Annotated in this window: 23 protein-coding genes, 1 pseudogene and 1 other annotated feature; of the genes and pseudogenes, 3 read left to right on the plus strand and 21 right to left on the minus strand. The window is 36.5% G+C overall.

What is annotated here, in order from left to right; genetic code table 11:
• Nucleotides 1–421: pseudogene (locus ACQV2X_RS04120) on the plus strand (ISNCY family transposase); the annotation flags it as partial.
• A 158-nt stretch (nt 422–579) separates the two neighbouring features.
• Here the strand turns inward: ACQV2X_RS04120 and ACQV2X_RS04125 are convergent.
• From ACQV2X_RS04125 to ACQV2X_RS04205, 17 genes are all read right to left on the minus strand, one after another.
• A complete protein-coding gene (locus ACQV2X_RS04125) occupies nt 580–2,484 on the minus strand; it encodes a M13 family metallopeptidase (RefSeq protein ID WP_428894263.1) in 1,905 nt (634 codons plus the stop codon).
• A 93-nt stretch (nt 2,485–2,577) separates the two neighbouring features.
• Nucleotides 2,578–3,141, minus strand: coding sequence for a rod shape-determining protein MreD (mreD, locus tag ACQV2X_RS04130; protein ID WP_428894264.1), 564 nt, complete (start codon nt 3,139–3,141; stop codon nt 2,578–2,580).
• The gene (mreC, locus tag ACQV2X_RS04135) at nt 3,134–3,982 is read right to left on the minus strand and encodes a rod shape-determining protein MreC (RefSeq protein ID WP_428873892.1); all 849 of its coding nucleotides are present in this window, start codon (nt 3,980–3,982) and stop codon (nt 3,134–3,136) included. Before mreC ends, mreD begins: the two co-directional genes overlap by 8 nt.
• Nucleotides 3,983–4,010: 28 nt before the next feature.
• Complete coding sequence (locus tag ACQV2X_RS04140) at nt 4,011–5,033, minus strand: rod shape-determining protein (RefSeq protein ID WP_428873891.1); 1,023 nt, start codon at nt 5,031–5,033, stop codon at nt 4,011–4,013.
• 228 nt (nt 5,034–5,261) lie between these two features.
• Nucleotides 5,262–5,465: a cold-shock protein gene (locus ACQV2X_RS04145; RefSeq protein ID WP_428873890.1), complete on the minus strand. Its 204-nt coding sequence runs from the start codon at nt 5,463–5,465 to the stop codon at nt 5,262–5,264.
• A 175-nt stretch (nt 5,466–5,640) separates the two neighbouring features.
• A complete protein-coding gene (radC, locus tag ACQV2X_RS04150) occupies nt 5,641–6,306 on the minus strand; it encodes a RadC family protein (RefSeq protein ID WP_428893424.1) in 666 nt (221 codons plus the stop codon).
• A 105-nt stretch (nt 6,307–6,411) separates the two neighbouring features.
• A complete protein-coding gene (locus ACQV2X_RS04155) occupies nt 6,412–7,758 on the minus strand; it encodes a bifunctional folylpolyglutamate synthase/dihydrofolate synthase (protein ID WP_428894265.1) in 1,347 nt (448 codons plus the stop codon).
• A gap of 24 nt (nt 7,759–7,782) precedes the next feature.
• The gene (locus tag ACQV2X_RS04160) at nt 7,783–10,428 is read right to left on the minus strand and encodes a valine--tRNA ligase (RefSeq protein WP_428891853.1); all 2,646 of its coding nucleotides are present in this window, start codon (nt 10,426–10,428) and stop codon (nt 7,783–7,785) included.
• Between the two features lie 47 nt (nt 10,429–10,475).
• Nucleotides 10,476–10,688 (minus strand) — a binding site (T-box leader).
• Between the two features lie 59 nt (nt 10,689–10,747).
• The gene (locus ACQV2X_RS04165) at nt 10,748–11,503 is read right to left on the minus strand and encodes an NAD-dependent protein deacylase (RefSeq protein WP_428894266.1); all 756 of its coding nucleotides are present in this window, start codon (nt 11,501–11,503) and stop codon (nt 10,748–10,750) included.
• A gap of 88 nt (nt 11,504–11,591) precedes the next feature.
• Nucleotides 11,592–11,972: a RidA family protein gene (locus ACQV2X_RS04170; protein WP_428873886.1), complete on the minus strand. Its 381-nt coding sequence runs from the start codon at nt 11,970–11,972 to the stop codon at nt 11,592–11,594.
• 39 nt (nt 11,973–12,011) lie between these two features.
• Nucleotides 12,012–13,211, minus strand: a complete 1,200-nt coding sequence (gene thiI, locus ACQV2X_RS04175; protein ID WP_428873898.1) for a tRNA uracil 4-sulfurtransferase ThiI — start codon at nt 13,209–13,211, stop codon at nt 12,012–12,014.
• A 13-nt stretch (nt 13,212–13,224) separates the two neighbouring features.
• On the minus strand, nt 13,225–14,382 hold the full coding sequence (locus tag ACQV2X_RS04180) for a cysteine desulfurase family protein (RefSeq protein WP_428885113.1): 1,158 nt from the start codon (nt 14,380–14,382) through the stop codon (nt 13,225–13,227).
• A gap of 95 nt (nt 14,383–14,477) precedes the next feature.
• Nucleotides 14,478–16,202 carry a septation ring formation regulator EzrA gene (locus ACQV2X_RS04185; RefSeq protein ID WP_428873884.1) on the minus strand — a complete coding sequence of 575 codons (1,725 nt, stop codon included), beginning with the start codon at nt 16,200–16,202 and terminating at the stop codon, nt 14,478–14,480.
• A 189-nt stretch (nt 16,203–16,391) separates the two neighbouring features.
• On the minus strand, nt 16,392–17,000 hold the full coding sequence (gene rpsD, locus ACQV2X_RS04190) for a 30S ribosomal protein S4 (protein ID WP_428873883.1): 609 nt from the start codon (nt 16,998–17,000) through the stop codon (nt 16,392–16,394).
• A 200-nt stretch (nt 17,001–17,200) separates the two neighbouring features.
• Nucleotides 17,201–17,896 (minus strand): 5'-methylthioadenosine/adenosylhomocysteine nucleosidase, encoded by a 696-nt coding sequence (locus tag ACQV2X_RS04195; RefSeq protein ID WP_428873882.1) that lies wholly within the window; start codon nt 17,894–17,896, stop codon nt 17,201–17,203.
• A gap of 13 nt (nt 17,897–17,909) precedes the next feature.
• Entirely contained in the window at nt 17,910–18,410 is a 501-nt protein-coding gene (locus ACQV2X_RS04200) for a hypothetical protein (RefSeq protein ID WP_428873881.1), read from the minus strand.
• Between the two features lie 2 nt (nt 18,411–18,412).
• Complete coding sequence (locus ACQV2X_RS04205) at nt 18,413–18,994, minus strand: NUDIX hydrolase (RefSeq protein ID WP_428891848.1); 582 nt, start codon at nt 18,992–18,994, stop codon at nt 18,413–18,415.
• A 172-nt stretch (nt 18,995–19,166) separates the two neighbouring features.
• On the opposite strand from ACQV2X_RS04205, the gene ACQV2X_RS04210 reads away from it, so the two are divergent.
• Together ACQV2X_RS04210 and ACQV2X_RS04215 are read left to right on the plus strand one after the other, a co-directional pair.
• The gene (locus tag ACQV2X_RS04210; protein ID WP_428894267.1) at nt 19,167–20,294 is read left to right on the plus strand and encodes a 5-bromo-4-chloroindolyl phosphate hydrolysis family protein; all 1,128 of its coding nucleotides are present in this window, start codon (nt 19,167–19,169) and stop codon (nt 20,292–20,294) included.
• Between the two features lie 4 nt (nt 20,295–20,298).
• Nucleotides 20,299–21,576, plus strand: coding sequence for a toxic anion resistance protein (locus ACQV2X_RS04215; protein ID WP_428876021.1), 1,278 nt, complete (start codon nt 20,299–20,301; stop codon nt 21,574–21,576).
• A gap of 210 nt (nt 21,577–21,786) precedes the next feature.
• Here the strand turns inward: ACQV2X_RS04215 and ileS are convergent, their stop codons facing one another.
• The 4 genes from ileS to ACQV2X_RS04235 all read right to left on the minus strand — a co-directional run bounded on the left by ileS (nt 21,787) and on the right by ACQV2X_RS04235 (nt 26,733).
• Nucleotides 21,787–24,576, minus strand: a complete 2,790-nt coding sequence (gene ileS / locus ACQV2X_RS04220) for an isoleucine--tRNA ligase (RefSeq protein ID WP_428876020.1) — start codon at nt 24,574–24,576, stop codon at nt 21,787–21,789.
• Between the two features lie 269 nt (nt 24,577–24,845).
• Nucleotides 24,846–25,646, minus strand: a complete 801-nt coding sequence (locus ACQV2X_RS04225) for a DivIVA domain-containing protein (protein WP_428885108.1) — start codon at nt 25,644–25,646, stop codon at nt 24,846–24,848.
• A 25-nt stretch (nt 25,647–25,671) separates the two neighbouring features.
• The gene (locus ACQV2X_RS04230; RefSeq protein WP_428873875.1) at nt 25,672–26,457 is read right to left on the minus strand and encodes an RNA-binding protein; all 786 of its coding nucleotides are present in this window, start codon (nt 26,455–26,457) and stop codon (nt 25,672–25,674) included.
• Between the two features lie 3 nt (nt 26,458–26,460).
• Nucleotides 26,461–26,733: a YggT family protein gene (locus ACQV2X_RS04235; protein WP_428873874.1), complete on the minus strand. Its 273-nt coding sequence runs from the start codon at nt 26,731–26,733 to the stop codon at nt 26,461–26,463.
• Nucleotides 26,734–26,795: the final 62 nt, after the last annotated feature.

A 26,795-nucleotide genomic window follows, 5' to 3' on the forward strand; every position in this document is an offset into this window, starting at 1 on the left:
TCAGCGATTTGCTTTCCAACTTAAAGATAACCGAAATGTCTTTCAAAAGATAGACCCTTGCGTTAATTTGAACTATTTACTTTGTCGACATGATTTCAGAGTTGTAAATGCGGGACATTCCATTCGCTATCATCGCCAAACTTACCAATGTGTCGATGACTCAGGTAACGTTCAATACCTTCCTCCACATACGCGTGTGATGGTCATTGAGACGCGTAATCTTGAGTTATATGCCAATTATCAAGAGACCTTGTATCCACTCAAGATCGTTCCTGAACATGAACGTTATTCGAAAGAATTCGATACACCGCCTCCTAAAACTAAGCCAAAAGTCATTCCTATCCCGCCTTTATCTCATCCATGGAAAGCAGCCTCTTATCAGCGGTATCTTAAGCAATTGAAGCAGACACATCCAGTATAAAAGAAGAACACTCGAGGAAAAAGTGAGAATTTCTATTCTCATCTTTTTCCTCGAGTTCACCAAGCGAAGCGCGGTAGTTTTATCCCGCAAATTTTTAAAATTTCAGGACATTTTCATTTACGGTTGACATAATTCTAAGGAAAGATATTTTTGGTAAATTACCAAATGCGAACGCGCTCCTCTGGAGCTAGCCACATGCCGTCCCCTTCTGACGTTTCAAATGTTTCATGAAATTCATCAAGATTCTTCACTTGGACATTGGCGCGTAATTCTGCCGGTGCATGAACATCTACTTGAAGCAACATTAATTCATACTCTGGACGCGCTTTTTGACACCAAATACGGGCCCAATTGATAAAGAACTCCTTATAATCTGTTTCTCCTTCATTTTTTAAGGCATTTAATGCAGCTGTCAAACCACCTCCATCTGCAATGTTTTCAGAAACGGTTAACTTGCCATTTACTTTCCCTTGGCCAAACGGCATACCATCCCATTGATCAACCATCGCTTGAGCTTTTTGGTTAAAAGCTTCAAAGTCTTGCTCAGCCCACCAGTTATTCAAGTTACCATTTTCATCAATTTTAGCGCCATTATTATCGAAAGCATGCGAAATCTCATGAGCTATGACAGCTCCAATTCCTCCATAATTCGCCGCTCTTGATTGATCCAGACTATAGAAAGGAGCTTGTAAAATAGCGGCTGGGAAACAAATATTGTTTAAAGTGGGATTGTAATAGGCGTTCACTCTATCTGCTGGCATCAACCATTTATCTCGGTCCACCGCTTGCTTGTATTGTGAAAAATGGTCCTTTTGATGAATCCTCTTTAACGATAAACAATTTTTAAAAAGAGAGCTCTCTGCATTCACTTTTAAGTCTTTATAATATTCTGGATAGTCGTTTGGAAAGCCAATTAGATAGTTAAATTTTTCTAACTTTCTAATTGCTAATTGAATGGTTTCATCACTTAACCATTGGTTCTTTTCCAATCTTTTTTTGTAAACTTCAATCATCGCTTTGAGCATGCTCTCTATATCCCTACGAGCTTCGAATCCTAGATATTTTTTGCCATAATAGGTGCCTATCACTTGATCAAACAGATCCCTTACTAGGTAAAAATAAAATTTTTTCGCTTTCATCGGTTCAGGCGTTCCCGATAGAGCCAATGAAAACTCACTGCCTTTTAAACGAAAATCTTCACCTAACACTCCGGATAGGTCATTAATTGTGCTTACTATTATCCAAGATTTAAGAAGTTCAATATTATCCGACTGAACAATTTCATCTAGATGTTCAAAAAAAGAAGGTTGAGTAACAATAATTTTTTCTGGCACTTCTTTGATAATCTGCTTAATAAAAGAATCAATTGCAATTTCTTGACAATAATCTTTCACTTCAGCAATGGATCGTGCATTATAATTTTGGGTATAGTCCGCTAATTCTTCTTGCGTTTTCTGATAGCTAGCTAATTTACGATCAAATTCTATACAGTTTTTTACCCATTGTTGACTTTGGTCCTTATTATAACCAAGACTTATTAATAATTCTTCGCTTTGTTTTTGGTATATGTTCAAAAGAAATTGTCCTTTTTCATTTTCTTCATCGTAATATGGAGTATCTGGCAAAATTAACCTTGGGACATCCATATAAAGGCAATTTTGTTCCGCTTTTTTCATGTCTGGTTCAACGGATAAGTTAATTAACGAAGGTAATTTATAGTTTAATAGTTCTACCATTTTAGCTGTAATAGCTTGATAATCTGCTTGTGAAAGGATACTATTTAAAAAATCTTTAGCTTCTGCCAAATTGTCTTTCTCTTGATATTCAAAATCAAGTGCTTTTTTATAAAGCTTGATAAACTCTAACATTAAAGGATCCGTAGTAGTTAGTTTGCCTTCAACTAACGCGTTGATATCCTTCAAACAAACTTCTTCAACTTTCTCGGCTAATGACATAAATCCACCTGTAGCTGGTTTGTCTGAAGGAATCACCGCTTCTTCTAGCCATTCCCCATTTACCGCTTGATATAAATCATCTTTTAATAAAGAGTGATTGATCGCCATAATAATTCCTCCTCTTTTGTTGTTTTATTCTCTTAATTATAACATTTTATTTCAAATGCATAAAAAAACCGGGAAATAGTTCCCGATCTTCTTTTAAAAGATAATATGATCATCATAACCTAACCAACGCACAAGCAACCGATTAGGAAGATACATGAAAAAGGTTAAGGCCATATTAAAGATTAGAGTTGGTCCTAAACGCATCACAACATAGTCTTCAAAAAGAAGCCTACTTAGTCCTACTTGTTGATAGAAAAGATAAACAACGAAATCAATAATAGTTATTGAAACGATAAATAACATCATATGGATAATAGCGTTGCGTGGAAAGTGACGCCTGATTGAAAGAATAAAATATGCGATGAGAAAATAAAGAATGGCGTATAGGCCTAAAATGGTTGAATTATAAGCATCTGCTATTAACCCTACAAAGAAAGCATAGATCATAATTGAAGTATTACGTAAATAAAAGGAAAAGGTTACAATAAAATAGAGCAGTAGATGTGAAACAATGATTTGTTCATTTCCTAAAAAGGCTGTGGGAAAGATAGAGGGCAGGGCTGAATCGATTACTAAGGCAAAGAGTAAGACAAGTGGAACAATACCCACAATGTTTCTTTCTCTTTGATAGCCAAATTTAGTCGAAAAATTATTCATCTTGCTGAGCTCCTTCACGTAAGATCACTGTTACAAATCGAATATCAGTCATCTCTCCAGCCGGTTTTACTCTTACCGTTTGGAATAATCCTTGGGCATCCATTTCTGTTTGGGTAACTTCTCCAACAAAGAGCGAGGCTGGTATTACCCCCCCTAAACCAGAAGTAATGACCATATCTCCCGCTTTTACTTTAGCATCTGGCAAAACTTGAGTCATGATGAATTCTTTATCCTTCGGGTCATAGTCACTGATCACACCAATTGCAGAAGATCCATCTTTATCCGTTTGAACACGAGCCGATACCATACCGTCTTTTGATTGGTTGCTAGTTAATAAAAGAACCTTAGAAGATGAAGGATATACCTCTATAATACGTCCAATCAGACCGTTTCCAGCCATAACAGCCATATTTTCTTCCATACCCTGTTTGGAGCCTAAATTGATAATAAGGGTTTCTGTCCATTGATCAGGATTTCTTGAAATAACAGTACCATGAATACTGGTGAATTTAGAAAGAGTTTCTGACAAGTCAAGTTCTTGTCGTAATTTTTCATTTTCAGTCTCCAAATCGGCAATACGCACTTGCATTTCATAAGATTTATCAATTTTTGATTTGAGTGCTTCATTTTCTTCAAAAGTATTGACTAAATCGTCCACAGAATTCACAAACTGAACCACCATGCTTACTGGTTCAGAAAAAACTCTACCGGTCCAGGAGATTGTTTCATTAACAGCTGTTTTGACTACATTATTCGTTCCATTGAAAAGAGAATAAGCGATTAAACTGCTAATGACAATCCCACCCAGAAGAATTCCAATTAACTTCTTATTATTAAGCATATTTTGCCTTCTTTCTACTAGTAAACAATTATCTTAAACTCCGCTCAATCGCTGATGATTGACGATCCAACTCATTAAACATACGTCCTGCACCCATAGCGACACAGTCGATGGGTAAATCGGCTCTTCGTACAGAAAGACCTAATTCTTTTTCAATTCGTTCTGGTAGATGTTTAAGTAAAGACCCGCCACCAGTCAAAATAATACCTGTTTCCATGATGTCTGCAGATAATTCAGGGGGGGTTAATTCTAACACCTGTTTTATTCCTAAAATAATTTGATGAATTACTACATCAATTGCTTTTGCAACTGTCTGAGTGGATACTTTGGCTTCATTGGGCACGCCGGTTATAACATCTCTACCTTTTACAATTAAATGATCATTTTCTTCTTTAGGATCATACAAGGCTTCCCCTATCACTATTTTTAAAGTCTCTGCCGTATAATTTCCTATAATTAAATTGTGTTCTTGGCGAACTTGAGATTGAATTTCTTCATTCATATTATTACTGGCTGCACTAAGCGTTAAGGAATCTACAATCTCGCCATATGATAAAGTGGCGATGTCGGTAGTACCTCCACCGATATCCACAATCATTTTTCCTCTTGCTTCTTCAATTGCTAAATTCGCTCCTAGAGCTGCTACAAAAGCCTCCTCAACAATCATTGCTCGGTTGATTCCTAATGATTTGATTGCATCAATTAGTGCCTTTCTTTCTACTTTAGAAATTTGGCTTGGCGAACTAATGACAACTTCTGGTTTTGAGAAGGAATGACGTAAGGCTTGAGTAATAAAATGGCCCAACATCATTTTGGTCATTGAGAAGTTAGCGATAACGCCCTTACGAATGGGGTAAATCATTTCATAACGGTTTGACGTTCTTCCAACTAGTTTCGATGCTTCTTTTCCATAGGCAACAACTTCTCCTGATTCTTTGTCAATTGCTACTATAGAGGGTTGGCGCAATGCAATACCCTTTCGTGCAATGTAAATGATGGTTGTTGAAGTGCCTAAGTCAATTCCAATTTGCTGTTTGCCAAAAATCCCCATGCATTCATCCGCCTTTCAAATAATAGCAATAGCTTTGTAAATTATAGCAAAAAAAAAGTTTAAAAACTAGCGAACCCTTTCTTTGCTCAACTGAATTTTAAATTTTGGAAATTTCATTTGGTTTTTAAACAACTGCTTGAGCACGATTATAGCTATCAAAAAATACCGCAAGGTTGTTTAGTTCCCTTACGGTATTTTTTGATTCGATAGATTAGATTGGTCGAAAGTCTAGGCTAATTTTTCAACATTAACTGCTTGAGGTCCACGAGCGCCTTCCTCAACTTCGAATTGAACTGCTTGTCCTTCTGCTAAAGTTTTGAAGCCTTCACCTTGGATGGCTGAGAAGTGTACAAATACGTCTGAGTCACCCTCACGTTCGATAAAGCCAAAACCTTTAGATTCGTTAAACCATTTTACTGTACCTTGTTCCATTTACAAATATCCTCCTCGTGCCTAAGCACCTGTATTAATTATATTCTTGCTCTTGGTACGAAGTGGAATTCCCAAACTATGATACCCCTTACAAAAACATATCTAAATTCTAACATAGCTTGTTATTCTATTTCAATAGTTTTCAAGTATTTTATCATTTAGCATTTAAAGATAACTAAATAAAACAATCACTCGCTTCACGCAAACTCAAATAGCAATCGTTTCCAATAATCAAATGATCCAAAAGTTCAATCCCCATCATCTCCCCACACGCTATCATTCGCTTGGTAAATAGCAAATCTGCCTGTGAAGGATCTGGATTACCAGAAGGATGGTTGTGAGCAATAATTAGCCTTGCAGTTGGATATTTTACCGCTTCTTTAAAAATTTCTCTTGGGCAAGCTACCGAACTATTGACCGAACCGATAAAGATGGTTTGTTTTTTGATAATTTCATTCTTACTATTTAGAAAAAGAGCGACTAAATGTTCTTGATGAAGGTCTCCCATCTCTTTAATCAACCATTGCCCTGCTTGAGAAGTTGAAGTTAGAACGCCCTGTTTTTTAAATTGGGCATCTTGCACTCTACTCCCAAACTCAATCGCTGCTTTTATCTCAACTGCTTTAGCAGGACCAATTCCTTTAATCGATTGGAGTTCACTAAGTGAGGCAATTTTTAAAGTGTTGAGTGGTTCAAAATGACTAAGCAAACGAATGGCTAAGTTTAAGACATTTTCTTTTTTGCTTCCTGTTCTAAGGAGAATAGCCAACAATTCATGATTGGATAAATTTTTAGCACCGTATTGTCTGAGACGTTCGCGCGGCTGGTCTTGCTGGGTCATTTGACGGATACAAGAGTTATTCGATGACAAAAGAATTCCCCCTTACTGCTAGTATCAATAAATACAAGAAGTAAGGAGGAAAAGTGCTCGCTATTATTCAATAAGTTAAATCATTTGGTTAGCTAAGAGATAGGCTCTAGCTTCTGAGACAAAGTATAGAGAGCCCGTTATTAATAAGAGGGCCTGCTTATTATTTTGATTATTTAATTGATAATCATTCATCCAACTTTTCCAATCATCAACGTAATGGGCTTTATGACGATTGACAATTGATTCGGCTTGTAAAACTTCTGCAAAATCTTTTTCTTTCATAGCTTCGAAATGGTGGAAGGAAGTCAAATAAACTTTTTCGGCATGAAAATTCAACAATAAAGGAACTTGTTCTGCTTGATTTTTCTTCTTTAAACCTCCATAAATAATGGTGATCTCGAAAGCAGAAAAATTCTCATCTACCACACTTTTCAGTGCGGTCAGCCCTTCCATATTATGCGCCCCATCTAAAAAGATGTATGGATTTTCAAAAATCTTTTCTAATCGACCAATCCATTTTGTCTTTTGCAAAGCCTCTCTCGCTTTGGGCCAATCAATCGTTTGCTTTTGGTGAGCCATCCATGAAATAAATACTTGCAAAGAAACGGCCGCATTTCTCACCTGATGATCTCCCACCATATTTATTTCAAAAGCTTCTTGTGGAATTGCTTGACTGTCAGTCCAAAATTGGAATTGAGTCTTAAAAGGGCTTAACTTGATAATATTTTTGACACCGAAAGTTTGGTCATAAGAGTGGTGGACAGCTGTGCGAGCATTTGCCCATTTATCAATAATGCTTAGAGGACTTTTTTGAATAAGTCCTGTGACAACCTCTTTTTGCGGCTTGATGATGCCCGCTTTTTCAAGAGCAACGGACTCTAAGGTGTCTCCTAACATATCCGCGTGATCCATACCAATAGAAGTAACAACGGCAATCTCTCCGTCTAAAACATTAGTACAATCCGACATGCCTCCGATTCCTGCTTCGATCAAGCAAACATCCGGTTTTTTTTCTTGAAAATATAAGCACATCATAATAGTAAATAGTTCAAAATATATTAAACGACCATAAGGAGAGTAGGCTTCCATGTAATCATTTAATTCAACCAATTGATTGGTTAAACGAATGAGCGCTTCGTCACTAATTTGTTGACCATCAAAAGTAATTCTCTCATTAAACCGCTCAATATGTGGCGAGGTGAAAGATCCTACTTTATAGCCCTGGCTCGACAGTAAATCTCTTAAATAAGCTACCGTTGATCCTTTACCATTAGTCCCGGTGATATGGATAATTGGTAAATCTTTGTGAGGATTTCCCACATATTCCAAAGCTTGATACATTTTAGTCATATCAGGTCTTGGGATAGGATTGATTTGGTTTAACAACCAATGAGTCGCCTCATCAACATTTGTAAACGTCATTTTGATTCCTCTTTTTCTAACTTTTTAGATTAATGGTTTTAATTCTTCAATTCTTTCTTGCACTGCTTTTAACCTTTGTTCATATTCAGCTAATTTAGTGCGTTCACCTTCAACTACTTGAGCAGGTGCTTTAGCAACAAATCCTTCATTCGAAAGTTTCTTCACTAGACGTTCGACTTCTTTTTCTAACTTAGTGACTTCTTGCTCCAAGCGCTTAATCTCATCCTCTATTTTGACTAATCCAGCTAATGGGATGAAAATTTGTGCAAATGAAAGTGTCTGTGTAACCATTTCTCCTTCTATTTCAGGATTAGCGGCAATTTCTAAGTGGTCTGTGTGACAGAAACGATTAATGTATGCCCGGTTACTTTCTAAACTTTCTTCAATACCCTTATCTTGAACTTTAATAATCATTTTTAAAGCTTTAGATAATGGTGTGTTCATTTCATTTCTGATTTGACGCACCGCTGTAATGACTTCAATCAATTCCTGCATTTGTTTTTCAGCAATATCGTTTTTGTATTCTTCTTTAACGGTTGGATAAGCTGCTGTAACGATTGATGCAGCTTGTGGAGCAATTTGCTGCCAAATTTCTTCAGTTACAAAGGGCATAATTGGATGTAATAGACGTAAGAATTGGTCCAAAACATAAACAAGAACTGATTTAGTGGCAAAATGATCATGTTCTTGATCTTGCAACTGTTCTTTAGTCATTTCGATATACCAGTCACAGTAATCATCCCAAATGAAATGATATAAGACCCTACCTGCTTCTCCAAATTCAAAGCGTTCAAATAAACGGCTTACTTCTTCAATTGTTGTTTGTAAACGGGAAAGAATCCACTGATCGGCAAGTGTCAAATCTTGCTTGATTTCTAAATTTTCAATGGTTAAATCACCCACATTCATTAATACATAACGTGAAGCATTCCAGATTTTATTAATAAAGTTCCAAGCTGCTCCCATCTTTTCAGTGGAGTAACGAATATCTTGTCCGGGAGTCGACCCTGTGGCTAAGAACCAGCGAAGGGAATCCACCCCATATTCATCAATAACGTCCATTGGATCAATTCCATTGCCTAGCGATTTTGACATCTTACGCCCCTGGCTATCACGGATTAATCCATGAATTAAAACATTTTGGAAAGGTCGTTTACCCGTAAACTCTAAAGATTGGAAAATCATACGCGACACCCAGAAGAAAATAATATCATAACCGGTCACTAGGGTACTGGTTGGGAAGTAGCGACGATAATCGTGACCTTCTTCTGGCCAACCCATGGTTGAAAATGGCCACAAGGCAGATGAGAACCATGTATCTAAAACATCCGGATCTCTTAACCAATTTTCTTCATCACTGGGGGCTTGTTCGCCAACATAAACTTCACCTGTTTCTTTATGGTACCAGGCTGGAATTTGATGTCCCCACCAAAGTTGACGTGAGATCACCCAATCATGAACATTTTCCATCCAAGTTTGGAAAGTTTGATTAAAGCGTGGTGGGTAAAATTCAACTGCTTGATCGGTTGCTTGATTAGCCAAAGCTTGCTGGGCTAAAGGTTTCATCTTGACAAACCACTGAGTAGATAGATAAGGCTCTACGACCGCCCCAGAACGCTCAGAATGGCCCACTGAATGCGTATGTTCTTCAATCTTAACTAAGTAGCCTTGCTCTTTTAAATCTTTTACAATTTGCTTGCGTGCATCGAAGCGATCCATGCCTGCATATTTTCCACCTAATTCGTTAATAGTGCCATCTTTTTTCATCACATTCATTCGTGGTAGATGATGACGGTTACCGACTTCAAAGTCATTCGGGTCATGAGCTGGGGTAATCTTCACTACACCTGTACCAAATTCTCGATCCACATACTCATCTGCTACGACAGGAATTTCACGATTCATTAATGGTAAGAGTACTTTTTTACCGATCAAATGTTGATAACGCTCATCAGCAGGGTGTACAGCAATCGCTGTATCACCTAAAAGTGTTTCAGGACGGGTGGTGGCAATTTGAACCACTTCATCACTACCAACCATTGGATAATTAACATGATAAAAAGCACCTGGTACATCTTTATGGATCACTTCAATATCGGATAGAGCCGTTTGGGCTTTTGGATCCCAGTTAATAATATATTCTCCCCGATAGATAAGTCCTTTTTCATAAAGTTTAACAAAGACTTTATTAACTGCTTTGTTTAAACCGTCATCCAGTGTAAAACGTTCACGCGCATAATCGACTGAAATACCCATTTTCCCCCATTGCTGGCGGATAATAGTTGCATATTCTTCCTTCCAAGACCAAGTTTTTTCTAGGAATTTCTCCCGCCCTAAATCATGACGACTTAAGTTTTCATCTTCTGCTAAACGCTCTTCCACTTTAGCTTGAGTCGCAATTCCAGCATGGTCCATACCAGGTAACCATAAAGTATCATAGCCTTGCATTCTTTTAGAACGGATAATCATATCCTGCAAAGTCACATCCCAAGCGTGACCTAAATGTAATTTACCCGTTACGTTAGGGGGTGGAATTACAATTGAATATGGCTCTGTTTTAGAATCTCCTGAAGGCTTAAATACACCTTGTTCTATCCATTTTTGATATTTACCTGCTTCAACCGTCTGAGGTTGGTACTTACTTGGCATTTGCTTCGTATTTTCTACCATCGTTACACCTTCCTTAATTCATTTTCATAAAAAAAATCCTATGCTTTGCATAGGACGTCAATTACGTGGTACCACCTAAATTTAATCAAGTAAAAAGTTACTTAATCACTCTTTCTTGTTAACGGAGCAGACTCCGTAAGACACTATTGTTGATTTCTCATGTCTTATGACTCCAAGCTACCTTCATTCATCGAGAAACTTTCAGCGCAAGGTTTCCTCTCTGGATGGTGATGAATTACTCTTCTCTTCTTAGTCAAATTAAAATTTAAGTTGGACTTATTTTATCATTCTTTACAGCTTTGAACAAGGCCTTCGCCATTTAATCATTATTTGCTAAATAATCTTTCACTAACTGAAAAACTGACTCAATTTTATCTTCAAAAATCAAAGCATTGGGCTTGCTAATTAGAATCGGTGTCTGATTAATGATTACTTGAGAATCTCCTCTAAAATAATGAATAAATGAAGCGGCCGGATAAACATTTAAGGAAGTTCCTGCGATAATCATGAGGTCTGCTTGACTAATGGCTTGGATTGATTGATTAATGGTCTCTTCATTCAAGCTTTCTTCATATAACACCACGTCCGGCTTAATAATCGCTTGATCTTTAGGACAGCGTGGAATGCCCTGAGCATCTTTTTCTAATTGATCCAGAGCATAGTAGCTACCACATTGCGTACAAAAATTATTTAAAACAGACCCATGAAGTTCTAAGACTCGACTTGAACCAGCCTTTTGATGGAGGCCATCGATATTTTGGGTGACAACTGTCACTTCTTTTCCTTTGTTTTCTAATTCTTTCAGAAAAAAATGAGCCAAATTGGGTTGTATTTCTGGATAGACTAAATGCTCAAAATAGTATTCAAAAAAGATTTGAGGATGTTGTTTATAGAAGGAATGCGAGATTATTTCTTCCGCTGAGTATTGGTAATTGGTTTCTTGCATAAACAAACCATCTGCAGAACGAAAATCTGGAATACCAGATGCGGTTGAAACACCGGCTCCACCAAAAAAGACAATCTTGCGACTTTTCTGAATGATTTGAGCAAATTCTTTGATCTGATTTTCGATCATTATTTTCAATCTCCTTTAAATTTTAAAAAAGAACCGTCAACAACCACTTACATCAGTCGTTAGACAGCTCTTTTTAATATCTTATAAATTATAAACTAGCGATTACTTCAATTTCTACTAAAACATTCTTAGGTAAGGTCTTAACAGCCACTGCTGAACGAGCTGGTTTGGATGTGAAATATTCAGCATAAATTTCATTAAAAACGGCGAAATCACCCATATCTGCCAAGAAACATGTGGTTTTTACAACATTTTCTGCAGAGTATCCTGCTGCATTTAGTAGAGCATCGATATTAGCAATTACTTGCTTTGTTTGATTTGTTATTTCTTTTGCTTCTATTTCACCTGAGGCTGGATTGATTGGGATTTGACCTGAACAGAAAAGTAGCTCTCCTACTTGTTTTGCTTGAGAGTATGGTCCAATTGCTGCTGGGGCTTTTTTTGTATTGATTGTTTTAATTTCTGTCATAATTACTCCTCTTTCTTAATGAATTCTTGCGACAACAACTTATAATAAATCATTGAAGGCTGTAGCCGCTTCGCTTTGATAACTAGCAGTGATTTCACTTGTCTTGATATTTTCCAAGGCTTCTTTCACTAGTTGGTCAATTGGTAAGAGCGCCTCATACTCTTTAACAGTATGAAGTCTAGGCTTAGTCCAAGGTGACTTTGGTGCAAAGACCGTACAGCAATCTTCATAGGGCTCATTAGAAATATCGTAAGTTCCAATGGTTTCAGCCATTGCTATTATATCATTTTTATCAACTGCAATTAAAGGTCTTAATATTAAAGAATGGGTCACTTCATTAATCACTTGCATCGATTGTAAAGTTTGTGAGGCAACTTGACCTAGCGACTCCCCATTAACAATTGCTCGGGCTTTATGCTCTTTTAACAAAGCATCCATTAGGCGTAACATGATCCGACGCATAATAGTCATGGATAAATTGTCGGGAACATGTTCTCGAATCGCCAACTGAATATGAGCAAAAGGAACCTCGTGAAAAGTAATCGCAGTGGCGTACTGAGCGAGAACTGCTGTTAATCGTTTAGCTTTTTCAAGCGCTTGTAAAGAAGTATAAGGTGGACTGGCAAAATGAACCATTTCCAACTTCATTCCCCTTTTTATCATTTGATAACCAGCAATCGGTGAATCAAAACCACCCGAAAGCATTAATAAGCCTTTCCCACTTGAACCATAAGGTAAGCCACCCATACCTGGATAATTTTTTAAACTGAGATAGGCTATATCTTGATGGATGGATATGACCACTTTGTGTTTAGCTTTTCTCAGATCAACCGTTAATTCCGGATGGGCTTGCAGAATGATGCTCCCTATTTCTCTTTGAATGGCAATACTATCATGCTCAAAGTTCTTATCCGATCGCTTAGCAATTACTTTAAAGCTATCTCCCGGTTGAACATTTAACTCAGCAAAAAGTTCAAGGGCTTTTTTTCCAATTTCTTGAAGATCCTTTTCAACAGGAAAAACAGGTTCAAACCTTTGAATTCCTGGAATTGTTTTAATGATTTCAATCAGTTCATCGTAAGCTGTTTCGTGCCAATAAAGATGCATGAAATCATGATGTGCATGAATTTTAATTTTCTCTAAATGTTTGGTTTTATAGCGTATATGCTCAGCAATTTTATTTTGAAACATTTTACGGTTACGCCCTTTTGTTGAGAGCTCCCCATAGTGAATTAACATCTCTTTCAATCTTTTAGGCTCCTTTCAAATCTTGCTTAAACTTTGTTGAAATCTCATGGATTGGTTTAATTAATTGATCTACTTCTGCTTGGCTGGTTGTCTGCGATAAAGAAATTCTTATTGAAGAATTAGCTAAATTGTTATCAATGCCCATCGCTTTAAGGGTATGATGGTCATTTTTCTTACGACTTGAGCAAGCAGAAGTTGTCGAAATCATGATATCAGCATTGGAAAAAGCTTGAAGTAATACCTCGCCTGGCACACCTGGAAAGGCCGCACAGATAATATGTGGACTCACTTGCTCCTGGCTACCACCAAAGACTTGCCAATTCATTTTTTTAAGTGCTTGAGTTATTTGAGTGCGATAATGATTTATGTGTTTGATACTTTCTGCTTGGTTTTCCCAAGCTAATCTTAAAGCTTTGGCCGTTGCTACAATCGCTGGTAGGTTTTCAGTAGAAGAGCGCATACCAAACTCTTGACCGCCTCCAAATAATAAAGGTGCTTTCGTAACACGTTGGCGAATGGCTAAGAGTCCCACCCCTCTTACCGAGTGAAATTTATGGCTAGAAAGAGTTAATAAATCAATTCTACTATGATGCATAGCTTTCATCCTACAAGTTATGGCTTGAACAGCGTCAACATGCCAAAGGATTTGTGGATAGTTTTCTAATTTTTGTGCCAATGGTTCAACTGGTAAAAAAGATCCTACCTCATTATTGACTAACATAGTAGAAACAAGTAATACTTGATCACTCAGTAGATTTTCAAAGCTGTTTAAATCCAATTGACCATTATGATCCACCGGTGCTAGGATTACTTCAAAGCCTCTTGTTTTTAAGTGGTCAATTTGCGAGCGAATAGAAGGGTGCTCAATAGCTGATAGGATAATTTGTCGCCTATTAGGATGAAGCTTAGCGTGAGCTGATAATAGACTTTGAAGTGTCCAATTGTTAGATTCAGTCCCTGATGAGGTACAAAAGATTTCATTGCTTTTAAAAAGTAATAAGTCTGCAATTTGTTGCCGAGCATTATTCAACAGACTATTGGCCTCTTGACCTAATTTGTGGGCACTTGAAGGGTTAGCAAAATATTTTTGAGCTACTTGATTGTAGGTGTCTAAAACAGTAGCACGAGCTGGAGTGGTTGCGGCATGATCAAAATATAACATCTGTAATCCTTTCTTACTTCTATTTAGTAACGACAATTGACTCAAGAAAAAACCGAACAGATCCCAAAACCAAGGAATCTATTCGGACTTTACTTTTAATAAAATCGGATTTGTTTTTCTTGATGATACATCCTTCGAACTTGCGTCGGTGCATCTGGATCGACTTGACGAAGGACTTTTTCAATGGTTGCCAAAGCTTCACGGTAACGGAATTCTTGGTGGAAGTAGTATTGCGCTTCTTTAATTGCTTGGTCTACCTCTGGGTAATCGTAGCGAAAACGATTGGAATGTTGAATCATATATTCGGTGAGCATGGCTGAATCGATGGTTTCTTCAGTCATTGCCTCCAATTCATCTAAACCTTGTTCTAAATTACCTTCCATCTCATCAATTTGATTCATATCCACTCGGACACGATTGAGTTGTTGAGAGAGGTTCTCAATATGATCAGTTACCTTATAAAACAATTCATAATAGCTATCATGTAAGCCAGGCAAATGGTTTTTTTCTAACTTACGCTTCATATTTCTAAGGTCTAGTTCATATAAATCAAGATTTGATTTAGCTTCTTTCTCTCGACTGGTTAAGCCAGCTATCGATTTTACTAACTGATTTTGTTCATCTGCTATTTCTTCAATAGAACGCTCGATTTTACGCATTTTGCTTTCTATTTGAGTAAATACGGCATGATTTTGTTCAATATCAACTTCCATATCTTTGAATTTTTGATACTCTAAGCGAATTCTTTCGGTTAAGTCATTGACTTGGTCTAATTCATTATTATGTAAGATGTAAGATTGAGAGATCCGATCGACTTCTATTCCTGCATAACGATTGTTTTCAGTTACTGCTTCAATTCGTCCCTTCAATTGATGAAGGTGACTATTCACATATTCTTTAGCCATAATTTCTGATTCTAACTGATCGTATAAGGAATTAATTTCACGCTCTGCTTTGTCCATTAAGGTTTTAGCGTCAGCTAAATCAGCATTTTTAATCTCGTTTTTGGCTTGGTTTAACTGCTCTTGAATTTTATCAATTTCTTCTAAAACATTAATATTATCAAAGTTAAAGCGACTAGCCACCATTTTTTCGTAGCCATCTCTAATATCTTCAAGTGAATCTTCATATTCACTTTGAATCTTATCGTACATACTTGGAATCTTTTGTAAGATTTCTTCAAATGACGATAAGTCAGCCTCTAAGTTATCTAGCATATCTTGAGCATCTAGATGATCACCGTTAGCAGTTAGTTCATTATATTTAGTGAAGTTCAACTCTAAATATTGAAGGTTTTTTTCAAGCGTTTCAATCGCTGGCCCATAATCAAAAGAATGATTCATGACACTTTTGCGAGCAGTTTGATAACGTTCAAGTAAGGCTTCATAACGTTCTTGATTTTCATCCTCTGTTGCCAATAATTCTGTTAATTCCTGGTGCAATTGATGAACTTGAATTTCTGTTTCATCAAGAATTTCACGTGCTTGATTTAGTGCGTTTTTTGCTCTCACTAGATTCATTTGTTCTACAAATTGTTCAGAACCTACCAAAGCGGCTTCTATTTCAGTAAATTGAAAGTTGGTAATGGTTTGCCAAGTAGCCACTAAACTTTCATATTTTCTTTTTGTTTGACCAGATAGATTCATATTCTTCAAAGTAAAGAGCTGGTCAGCAACAGAAATAGACATCATTTCATCTTTACGTTGTTCCAAATCTTTAATTTCTTTCTTTCTCTGTGTACGGAAATAATAAATTAATCCATAGATTAAGAGTATTGCTACAATGATCAAGAACAGGATGTCCGTGAATTTAATACTCATTCCTTTTCGCTCCTCTACTTATTTCTAATCCCCTGCCTATTGGCCTTTTGCATAAATAATCACCATACATTATAACATTTGAAGGCTTTCTTTTAAAGGCATTGTTCAATAAAAAAACTTCCTTAGGCTCTAATGGAAAAAAATAAGATTGGGAAAGCTCCCAATCTTATGTAACAATCTCTTTAAGATTTAGCCTAATTTATTGTAGTATTCTACGACTAGGGCTTCATCAATTTCAGCATTTAATTCGCTACGTAATGGTAAACGAACTAAGCTACCTTCTAATTTATCTGCATCAAAGTTCACAAACTCTAAACGAGTAACTGTTGTTTCTAATGCTTCCTTGATAATAGCTAAATTACGTGAGCGTTCACGAACACTAATTACTTGTCCTGGTTCAACAATATATGACGGGATATCTACACGCTTGCCATCAACAGTAATATGGCCGTGGTTTACTAGTTGACGTGCTTGACGACGAGTAGTAGCTAAACCTAATCGATAAACTAAGTTATCTAAACGACGCTCTAACATAACCATGAAGTTTTCACCATGTTTACCTTCGGAGATTTTGCCAGCGCGATTAAATAAAGTGCGGAATTGACGTTCATTTAATCCATACATAAAGCGTAATTTTTGCTTTTCATTTTTTTGTAAAGCATATTCTGATAATTTTTTACGTTGATTACCGTGTTGTCCTGGTGGGAACGGACGTTTTGATAACTCCTTACCAGTTTCAGTTAATGAAATTCCTAAACGACGAGATTGTTTCCATGAGGGTCCTGTATAACGTGACATTAAAATTCCTCCATAAAATATGTATTGGAGTAAAATAAGTGGTTAGAAAATCGAATGCGTGCAGTTAGTTTTTCACCTTGTGCAGCCGTGGTTACTCATTAACGTTGACGTTACTAACTGTTGACGCGCTTTCTTTTTCTATGCTGCATTATTTTACACTCTTTTTATTATACCGATTAATAAAAGATTAGCAAGTTTTTTTAATCAATTTTACTCAGTAAATCGATTACCATCTCAGCTGATTTGCGTCCGGCCAATAAAATAAATTCATCAAAACTTATTCCAGCTTCTTCATCTGCTTTATCGGAGATTGAACGAATGATAATAAATGGTGTTTTTAGAATATAGGCAGCTTGTGCGATAGCCGCTGATTCCATCTCAACTGCTTTTACGTTAGGAAAAACTTGACGAATATTGTTTACTTGTTGACTGTCACTAATGAATTGATCTCCTGAAGCAATCAGTCCTCTAATTGCGGTTTGTCCTTTCTCTTTAGCCAATCGATAGGCCAATTGACTGGTATCTTCATCTGGTTGATATATTGTCGGCATGCCAGCCATTTGACCTTGGTCGTATCCAAAGACTAAAAGGTTTACATCGTGGTGGATTAAACCATCAGCAATCACCAAGTCACCCACTGATAAGTCTGGTGACAGACCTCCGGCACTTCCAGTGTTTATAATTAAATCCACCTCAAAATGATCAACCATTAAAACAGTTGAAAGGCTAGCATTAACTTTTCCAATTCCTGATTGAACTAGGACAACTTCTTTACCACTCAATCTTCCTTGATAAAACTCAAAGCCATAGTAATTATGAACTTCTAAATTTGATAGTTCATTTTTTAAGAGACGAATTTCTTCTTCCATTGCACCAATAATTCCAATTTTTTTCATCTAACCACCCCTCCTATGCCAAAAAAGCGATTAACAAAACTAAGACTAATAGAACACCTACTATGATAATGCCATTATTTAAAAAACGGTCAATTTTAGCTGAATATTTAGCTCTTTTTCTAATAGAACTAATATCTTCCCCCATTGATTGATGGTGATAATCCTCGAGTGAACTTGCTTGGTCTTTATCAACTGATTGCTCATTAAAAGCTTTGTATACTCCATCTCCTTCTGCATCCATCTCATTAGTCATGTCAAAGTCATTCTGACTATCAAATTGTGAAGTCACTTCCTCATAATAATTTGGATAAGGTTGTGAATCATCCATCGCTTCTGCCCGATTAATAAATTCATGGTAGAGCTCACTATCTTCTGAATAGATCGACCGATCAAAGGAATCCACTTGGTTGTTTGAAGAAGGCTGATGATTTAAACGATCATTTCCTTCTTGCTCATAATTTAAATAAGCTTGATAATCGTCGTGTTTTTTCTTTTTGCTTGAAAATAGTCCCATAACTAAACCTCCAAACTATTTAACCAAATGCTTAAAGCATATAAAGTTTTTAAATCAATGATTTCACCATTATTAATCATTTCCCTCACTTGTTGGGCCGTAAATAAGTAATGCGAAACTTCTTCATTTTCATCTTGATCTAGCTTTTCTTTTGCCTCTTCAATGGATTTAGCAAAGAAAAGGTATATGGCCTCATCAATATAACCCGGTGAAATATAAAATTTAGAATTAAATATCCACTCTGCTGAAGCGTAACCCGTTTCTTCATTTAACTCACGTTTGGCGGCTATAAGAGGCTCTTCGAGTTGACCTTCTACTTGATCGATAATTCCAGCTGGGATTTCGTAAATTTCATCAGCAATAGCCGGACGATACTGTTTAACCAGGACAATTTCATTGTTTTTTGTTTCAGCTAATATACCCACTGCTGGCAGGTGATGAATCAACTCACGTTTTGCCGTTTGACCGTTGGGTAGACGTACTTCATTTTGATAGAGTTGTAAAATGGCCCCATCGTAGATTTGGTTAACAGATAGTGTTTCATTATTTTTGATAAATGAAATTGTCTCTGCCTTATCTTTCATAATTTTCACCTCTTAAAACTATTTCCTTAGCTATTAATTCCTACTCAGTTTAGCGACTACTATTCTTTCTTTCAAGTCTTTTCAATGGTTAAGTTTAAGAATAGGCCTCAAGTCCGATAAGACTTTTTTCTAGTTATGGTATTCTAAAATTAAGAAAAGGGAGGTTGCAATCATGTTAGCTTTAATCAATATAATTTTTATATTCTTATTAGCAGGCCCTCTGCTAAATATTGTTCGCAAATTCAATCATTTTGTTAAAAAAGGAAATCATTTATCTGATATTTGGACGGTTACTTTGAAGAAAAATATCCTTGCCTTACTTACTTTAATTGTGATGGAGCATGTTTTAACATTCATTTTTTATAATAGCTACTATATAATGGCCCTCGTCTATTCCACTTTAGCTGTTGTTGCCGGATGGCTTCTCTTAGCCTTTCTCTTTTACTTTATTCGTAAAATAAATTCTGCGGCATGGATTTGGTTTTTCTATTATGTTGGTCAAGTCCTTACCTTATTAGTGGGTCTGGCTATTGCTAGTAGTCAATCCCAATCTTATGGTTATATTGGTTTAGAGAGTTATTTTACTGCTTCTGCCATTAGCTTATATTATCTAAGCATTGCTATTCTATTTTGTTCAGCTGGGGTTGCTTTTTTAGCGCTTATAACAAAACCGAATACATTTAAAACCCACAGGAAGTCATTTTTCCATCCTACTCACAAAAAGCCTAGTCGCAACATGCTAGAGCATTATCAAGCAGCAGGCTTAAGTAAACAAGAAATTGAAGCTTTCAGAAGTCAAATGGCTGATTCGCGTAAACAGATTATTAATATTGAAGCCAACTTTCAAAAAACGGCTAAAATGCGCGCCATTGAAATCCGACACAATATCGTCAAAGTTTCAAAGAATTACTTTAAAGATATCGTTGAAGAGCCCAATCGTCGACTGGATGCTTCTGATTTCCTCATCAATTATCTTCCACAGTTAGACGATCTATTAGAAAAATATAATGAAATTAATTCACATGTGGCAAAAAATAAGCAAAGCTATTTAATTTTAGAAAAAAGTGCCCAAACAATCGATCAGTTGAGTCAAGAAATTGTTGAGGATTATTTGAAATTTCACTCCGAAACCTATCAAGAATTGGAAGATGGCTTGAAACTAGCCGACCGAATGTTACATAATGAATCTAATAATCAAACAAATCGATTCAGCCAAAATTCAAAAAAATCTAAAATGGATAATTTTGATATGGATGACCCTTTTGAAGAGCTTAAAGAACTAGATAATGAAGGAGAATAAAGCGATGAATGAACTAAACTCAAATAATCAGGATTTAACTCAAACTACTTCTTTTGATGAAATTGATGATCTTCTGACGGATCCCTTTGACCAAGAAGAAGATCAGATTGAACCCATTCAATCTTTGCAAAGCGAATTATCAAAAGCTTCAATTCTTTCACAGAAAAAAGTTACCAATGAGAAAACAATTGACCGCTTGAGTAAAAATCGTCAAGCTCAAGCACGTAAACTCGCCCAGCAGATTGACGAGAAAAACCTTTCTGCTGTTATCACCTATGGGGCTAAAGCACAAAAGCGTTTGTCAGAATTCTCCCATTCAATGCTACATAATGTCCAACTTAAAGATACGGGTGAAGTCGGTGATGTTTTAACGGATTTAATGACTACCTTACAACAGTCGAATCCTAAGGAATTAACCAGTCGACCTAATCTTTTTCAAAAAGTTTTTGGCCAAGTCCGTACCTCCATCTCTGATACCCAAATGAAATATCAAAAAATCGGTAATCAATTAGACAAAGTCGTTATTCGTTTAGAAAGAGAAAAGAACGAATTACTCAATGACAATATGATGTTAGAAACACTCTATCAAAAGAACAAAGACTACTTTGAGGCTTTAAATGTCTATATTGCAGCGGGTGAAGTTAAAATTGAAGAATTACAATCCAAAACGATTCCTCAAGCTATTAAAAAAGCTCAAGAAAGCAATAGCCAAATGGATGTGCAGGAAGTCCATGACCTTAACCAATTTTTAGATCGTTTAGACAAACGCACCCATGATCTAAGACTTACCCGTCAAATGACTATCCAGCAAGCTCCACAAATTCGGATGATTCAAAATACTAACCAAGCCTTGGCTGAAAAAATTCAAGCCTCTGTTCATACCTCTATTCCTCTTTGGGAAAATCAAATTACCATTGCCCTTGCACTTTTGAGACAGCAAGACGCTGCCACTTCTCAAAGAATGGTCTCAGAAACAACCAATGATTTGTTACGTCGCAATTCCGCTATGCTGAAACAATCGGCCATTGATACAGCTAGAGAAACTGAAAGAGGTATTATCGATATCGAAACCTTACAAAAAACGCAGGCTGATTTGATCGAAACGATTGAAACAACATTACAAATTCAAGCTGAAGGACGACAGCAAAGACAAGCCGCTCAAATAGAATTAGAATCAATGGAAAGTCAACTGCAAGAACGGTTATTAGCTATTTCAAATGAACAAAAACAACAAGCTATGAATCCTAAAACGTCACAAGATAATTATTTTGATGATTTTTAATTTTTACTTTAAACACTCTTTAGGAGTATTAAAAGAAACTAGGTAAAAAGTCCTAAATACGACAAAAATCAGCCCATTATCTATGAATTTCCCCAGCTTTTAGGGCTTGTTATTCACTATTTTTATTTATTAAACGACAAAAACAGTGGCGAATCTCATATCAATTCGCCACTGTTTTTTAGGGCTTTGGCCCTGTCTTTTTTTATAAAGTTATTCCTTATTCTCAAAATATTCAGGATAGTCCGCTTTCACAATTTCATGGCAGCGATGACAAAGTTCTTCTGCTCCTTCAATTGTGCCGACTTCTGGTCTTACTGCACGACAACGATCACAAACATCTCCTTTTGCAAAATCAACTTTCACGGCATAATCTTCAAACGAATGTGCATCTTGTGGTGCTTGATTAATGGATTGAACGTTTAATTGTGATACAGTAAATAATTGTGCAGGCTGATCACTTAGTAAATCGAAGGCTTTTTGATCTTCTTCATTAATATATAGTGAAACGGCTGCCTCAAAGGATTTCTTAATTGCCTGTTCTGGCTGATTCTTAGCTTCTTCGAGAGCCTTGTTTACTCCTGTTTGTAATTTAAAAAAGACATCCCATTTAGCAACAATCTCTCTAGCTTGCTCAAGCTGTTCTGCCTTAGGCATTTCAGCTAATTGAATAAAACCATCTACCGCTGGTAAATCTTTCCATGCTTCTTCAGCTGTATGTACAATTAATGGTGTCAATAAAATTAACATATCATGAACTATTTGATAAATCACTGTTTGCATAGAACGACGCGCATGGCTATCTTTAGCTTCAATATATACAATATCTTTAGCCACATTTAAATAGAAAGCTGAAAGATCAGAAGAAATAAAGTTCATAGTGCGCTTATAAAGTTCTGGGAACCTATACTTGTCATAAGCTTCTAAGATATCCGCTTTAAACAAGTTAAAGTTAGCATTCATATATTGATCGAGATTGGTGAGTTCTTCCTTAGGAACGGCATTTTCAGCTGGATGATAATCATTCACAAGACCTAACATAAAACGAAGCGTGTTACGAATCTTACGATAGGATTCAGAGACTTGTTTGAGGATTTCATTAGAGACACGTACATCAGCTTCATAGTCCACAGAAGCGACCCACAAACGAATAATATCTGCTCCTAAATCATTCATTACTTCAACTGGATCAATAACATTTCCTAAAGACTTAGACATCTTTTGACCCTTACCGTCATTTACAAAACCTTGTGAAAGAACCGCCTTGTATGGTGGGAAACCATTGACAGCCACAGAGGTAGTGAACGATGAGTTAAACCAACCACGATATTGGTCAGAACCTTCAAGGTATAAATCAGCTGGGAAGTTTAAATCTTCTCGCGCTTGTAAAACGCCAGCATACGATGTACCCGAATCGAACCATACATCCATAATATCCATTTCTTTTGTAAATTGACCATTTGGCGAAGCAGGATGTTGGAAGCCTTCTGGTAAAAGGTCTTTTGCCTCCCACTCAAACCAAATGTTCGTTCCATGTTCTTCTACTAAATCGGCTACATGATTGACAATATCTAATTCTAAAATAGCTTCTCCGTTTTCTGCGTAGAAAATTGGTAAAGGCACTCCCCAAACACGTTGACGAGAAATTACCCAGTCGCCACGGTCACGAATCATATTATAAATACGACGTTTACCCGATGGATGGTGCCAAGTGACTGCATTTTCAACATTATCAAGCAGTTCTTCACGGAATTTATCAATCGAAGCAAACCATTGAGGCGTTGCACGGTAGATAACCGGCTTTTTAGTTCGCCAATCGTGCGGATAAGAGTGAACAAATTCTGAATAATGCAAGAGGCTACCATTTTCTTTTAAGGTCTTAACAATTTGCTTTTGACCTTTCAAATAAAAGACACCTTCCAAACCAGGCGCTTCTTTTGTAAAATGTCCTCTGCCATCTACTGGCGACAAAATATCCAAACCATACTCTAAACCAATCCAATAGTCATCTTCACCGTGACCAGGAGCCGTATGAACTAATCCCGTACCTGTTTCTAAAGTAACATGATCGCCTACCATTAGTAAGGATTCACGGTCATAGAATGGGTGTTGAGCAGTCAAACGGTCAAAATCTTGCCCCTTATAATGTGCTTCGACTGGATAATTTTCCCATTCAAGCGTCGATGCTACTACTTCTAATAAATCTTCAGCGACAATAAAGTGACGGTCGCCAACTGCGACTTGCACATAATTAGCCTGTCCTAAAACAGAAATCCCTAGGTTAGCAGGTAATGTCCATGGTGTAGTCGTCCAAATAATAAATTCTGCTTCTTGAGGAAGGATGCCACCACCGTCTTTCACTTTGAAAGCTACATAAATTGAAGGTGAGCTTACGTCTTGATATTCAACTTCAGCTTCAGCTAATGAAGATTCTGACGACCAGGACCAGTATACCGGCTTCGCACCTTTATAGATATAGCCTTTATCAGCCATTTGTCCAAAAATACGTAATTGCTGTGCTTCATATTTAGGTTGCAAAGTTAAGTATGGGTTTTCCCAATCTCCATTAACTCCCAAGCGCATAAAGCTTTCTTTTTGACCTTCAACTTGTTTTAAAGCATAGGCTTCGCAAAGTTTACGAAATTCTGCTGTTGAGTGTTCTTTACGATTCACACCTTCATTCTTCTGTAAGGCTGACTCAATTGGTAAACCATGAGTATCCCAACCAGGGACATATGGAGAATAATGGCCTGTCATTGAACGAAAACGTGTAATAAAGTCTTTTGAAACTTTATTGAAAGCATGTCCCATATGTACGCGACCATTGGCATATGGCGGACCATCGTGTAGAATCCATGGTTCTGAATCCATATTTTTTTCTAACATTTTGTGATAAACATCAGCTTCTTGCCATTCTTTTTGTAAGCTTACCTCTTTAACAGGAAGATTCGCTCGCATATCAAAGGATGTTTTTCCAAGGTGCAAAGTATCTTTTAATTTCATTAGTTTTCTCCTCTCTATAAAAAAAGCCCCTTCCTAAGAAGGGACGTCAAATACGCGGTACCACCCAATTTAATAGTTAAACTATTCACTCTTCATGATAACGCTTTTGAAGCGGATCTAGCTAGTCAACTTTGACTCACTAGTCATTGAATAGAATGATAAAGAAAGATACAGGGACTCTTGAGCTTGCACCATCCTCAAGTCGCTAATGTATTATATCCATCTTCTTGTTTCTATCTCAGCTTTTACCAATAATTTTCTTAATTATATTAGTCTTCTGTTGGAAGGTCAATACGAATTGTTTCACCATGTAAGGCTTCATCAGATTTTTCTGCTTCATCAGAGTCTCTATCTGATGAATGATTTCGTTCAAAAGCCTCTAATTCTTCACGACTTAAAGGCATAGTTTTCATAGACTCAGAAGAATCTTCATCTTTTTCATCCACATGAATTTCCCTTAAGTCATTCAAATCAAAAACTTGCGTCATAGATAAATCTTCATTTTCTTCACTATCTATGGCTTCAAGCTTAGCATTTTGTTCTAAATCTTCCAGACGATTACTCGTTACTGATCTTTGTTCACGTGTCTGAGCAGGTGTTAAAGCTGTACCATCAAACAAATCTTCAAATGAAGTGTTATTTACAATGGATAATTGATTTTCAATTAAACGACGTAATTCTTGACGATATTTTTTCGTTACACTTCTCAACCTCTCTGCCTCTTCAAAAATTTCATTTGATTGCGCATTCGCTTCATCAATTACTCGTCCTGCTTCACTTTCAGCTTCATAGAGAATTAATTCTGCTTCCTTACGAGCATTTTGTTTTAGACGTTCTGCTGCTTCTTGTGCAATAATAATTGAAGAATTTAAAGATTCTTGTAATTGTGAAAAATAGTCAATTTTATCTTTAGCTTCTGCTAAATCACGCGTTAAATTGTGATTTTCTTCTAGTTTTTTCTCTAACTCTACGCGCACAATATCTAAAAAATCATTTACTTGTTCTGGATCATAGCCACGGAACTTATTATTAAATTCTTTTTCTAAAATATCATTTGGTGTAATTGTCATAAAGATCCTTCCTTTTTTATAAATTTTACGATACTTTTAACAAATCAATGGATAGTCTAAAATTATCTTTTTTCGTTTTACCATCTACTGACTGAATACGAAAGCGCCCAAAATGCCTGAGTGAAACAATATCAGAAATACCAACCAAAGTATCACTTCGATCTATCTCAGTAAAATTAATTTTAACTTGTCCTGCTTTAACTGCATCCTTGGCTCTTTGGCGCGAAATATTATATACCTTAGATATTAAACTATCTAATCTCAGAGAAGATACAATGACTGTTGCTTCTTCCCATTCATCAATCGATTGCAAAAGGTTCCCTCGTTTTATGGGATTCAAATGGACTCCTACATTGGCTATTTTTTTTACTTCATCCATTAAATAAGTTTGCATTTTTAAATCAACTACTAGCTGCCATGCCTGACTATCAGTGATAATATCTCCTATCCTTCCCCGCTCAATCCCTGTTGAGAGAATGGTTCCAAGTATTTTACCATGAGACAGTTCAGCAAATTTAATGGGGTAAGTAATTTCTAAGAATCCTAATTCTAAATCTGCTAAATCCAATAGATAGTAGTTAGGATAGATTAAGGCTCTCTTACGCTCACTTTCTTCATATCCTCCATCTAAATGATAATTCATCTCATCACGGCCGTTAACAATGTTTTTTAGAATAGTTGCTTCTCTCGGCGTTAAAAAAGATGTTAAGACGGGAGTATAAAGACGGTCAACTTGATCGATCCAATCATAAACTTGGTCTACAAAAGGAATTTCTTCCTTACGATAATGCTGATAAATAGACTCTTTCATTTACTAGCCTAAAATGGTAATAATCAACCAAATGACGCCCTGCTCAATAAAAGTCAATGTGAAGAGAGCGATGATCACATTGATTGAAATAGGACCAATGGGTGGAATATAGCGATCAAAAATATCGAGATATGGACTTGCCAGACGATCAATCATTCGTCCAATCGAACTTTCTCTTGCTCCGGGTAACCAGGAGAGTAAGGCATAGAGTATCAAGACCCATTGATAGACACGAAAAATTGTAGACACAAATTGGATAATTGCATTTAAATTCATAATACCTCCGACTTTATTGCTAAAAATTGGTGAAAAGAGGAAACACTGCTGCTTCCTCTAAG

Origin of the sequence: Facklamia sp. P12945 (assembly GCF_050409485.1) — a bacterium.
Taxonomy (GTDB): Bacteria; Bacillota; Bacilli; order Lactobacillales; family Aerococcaceae; genus Facklamia.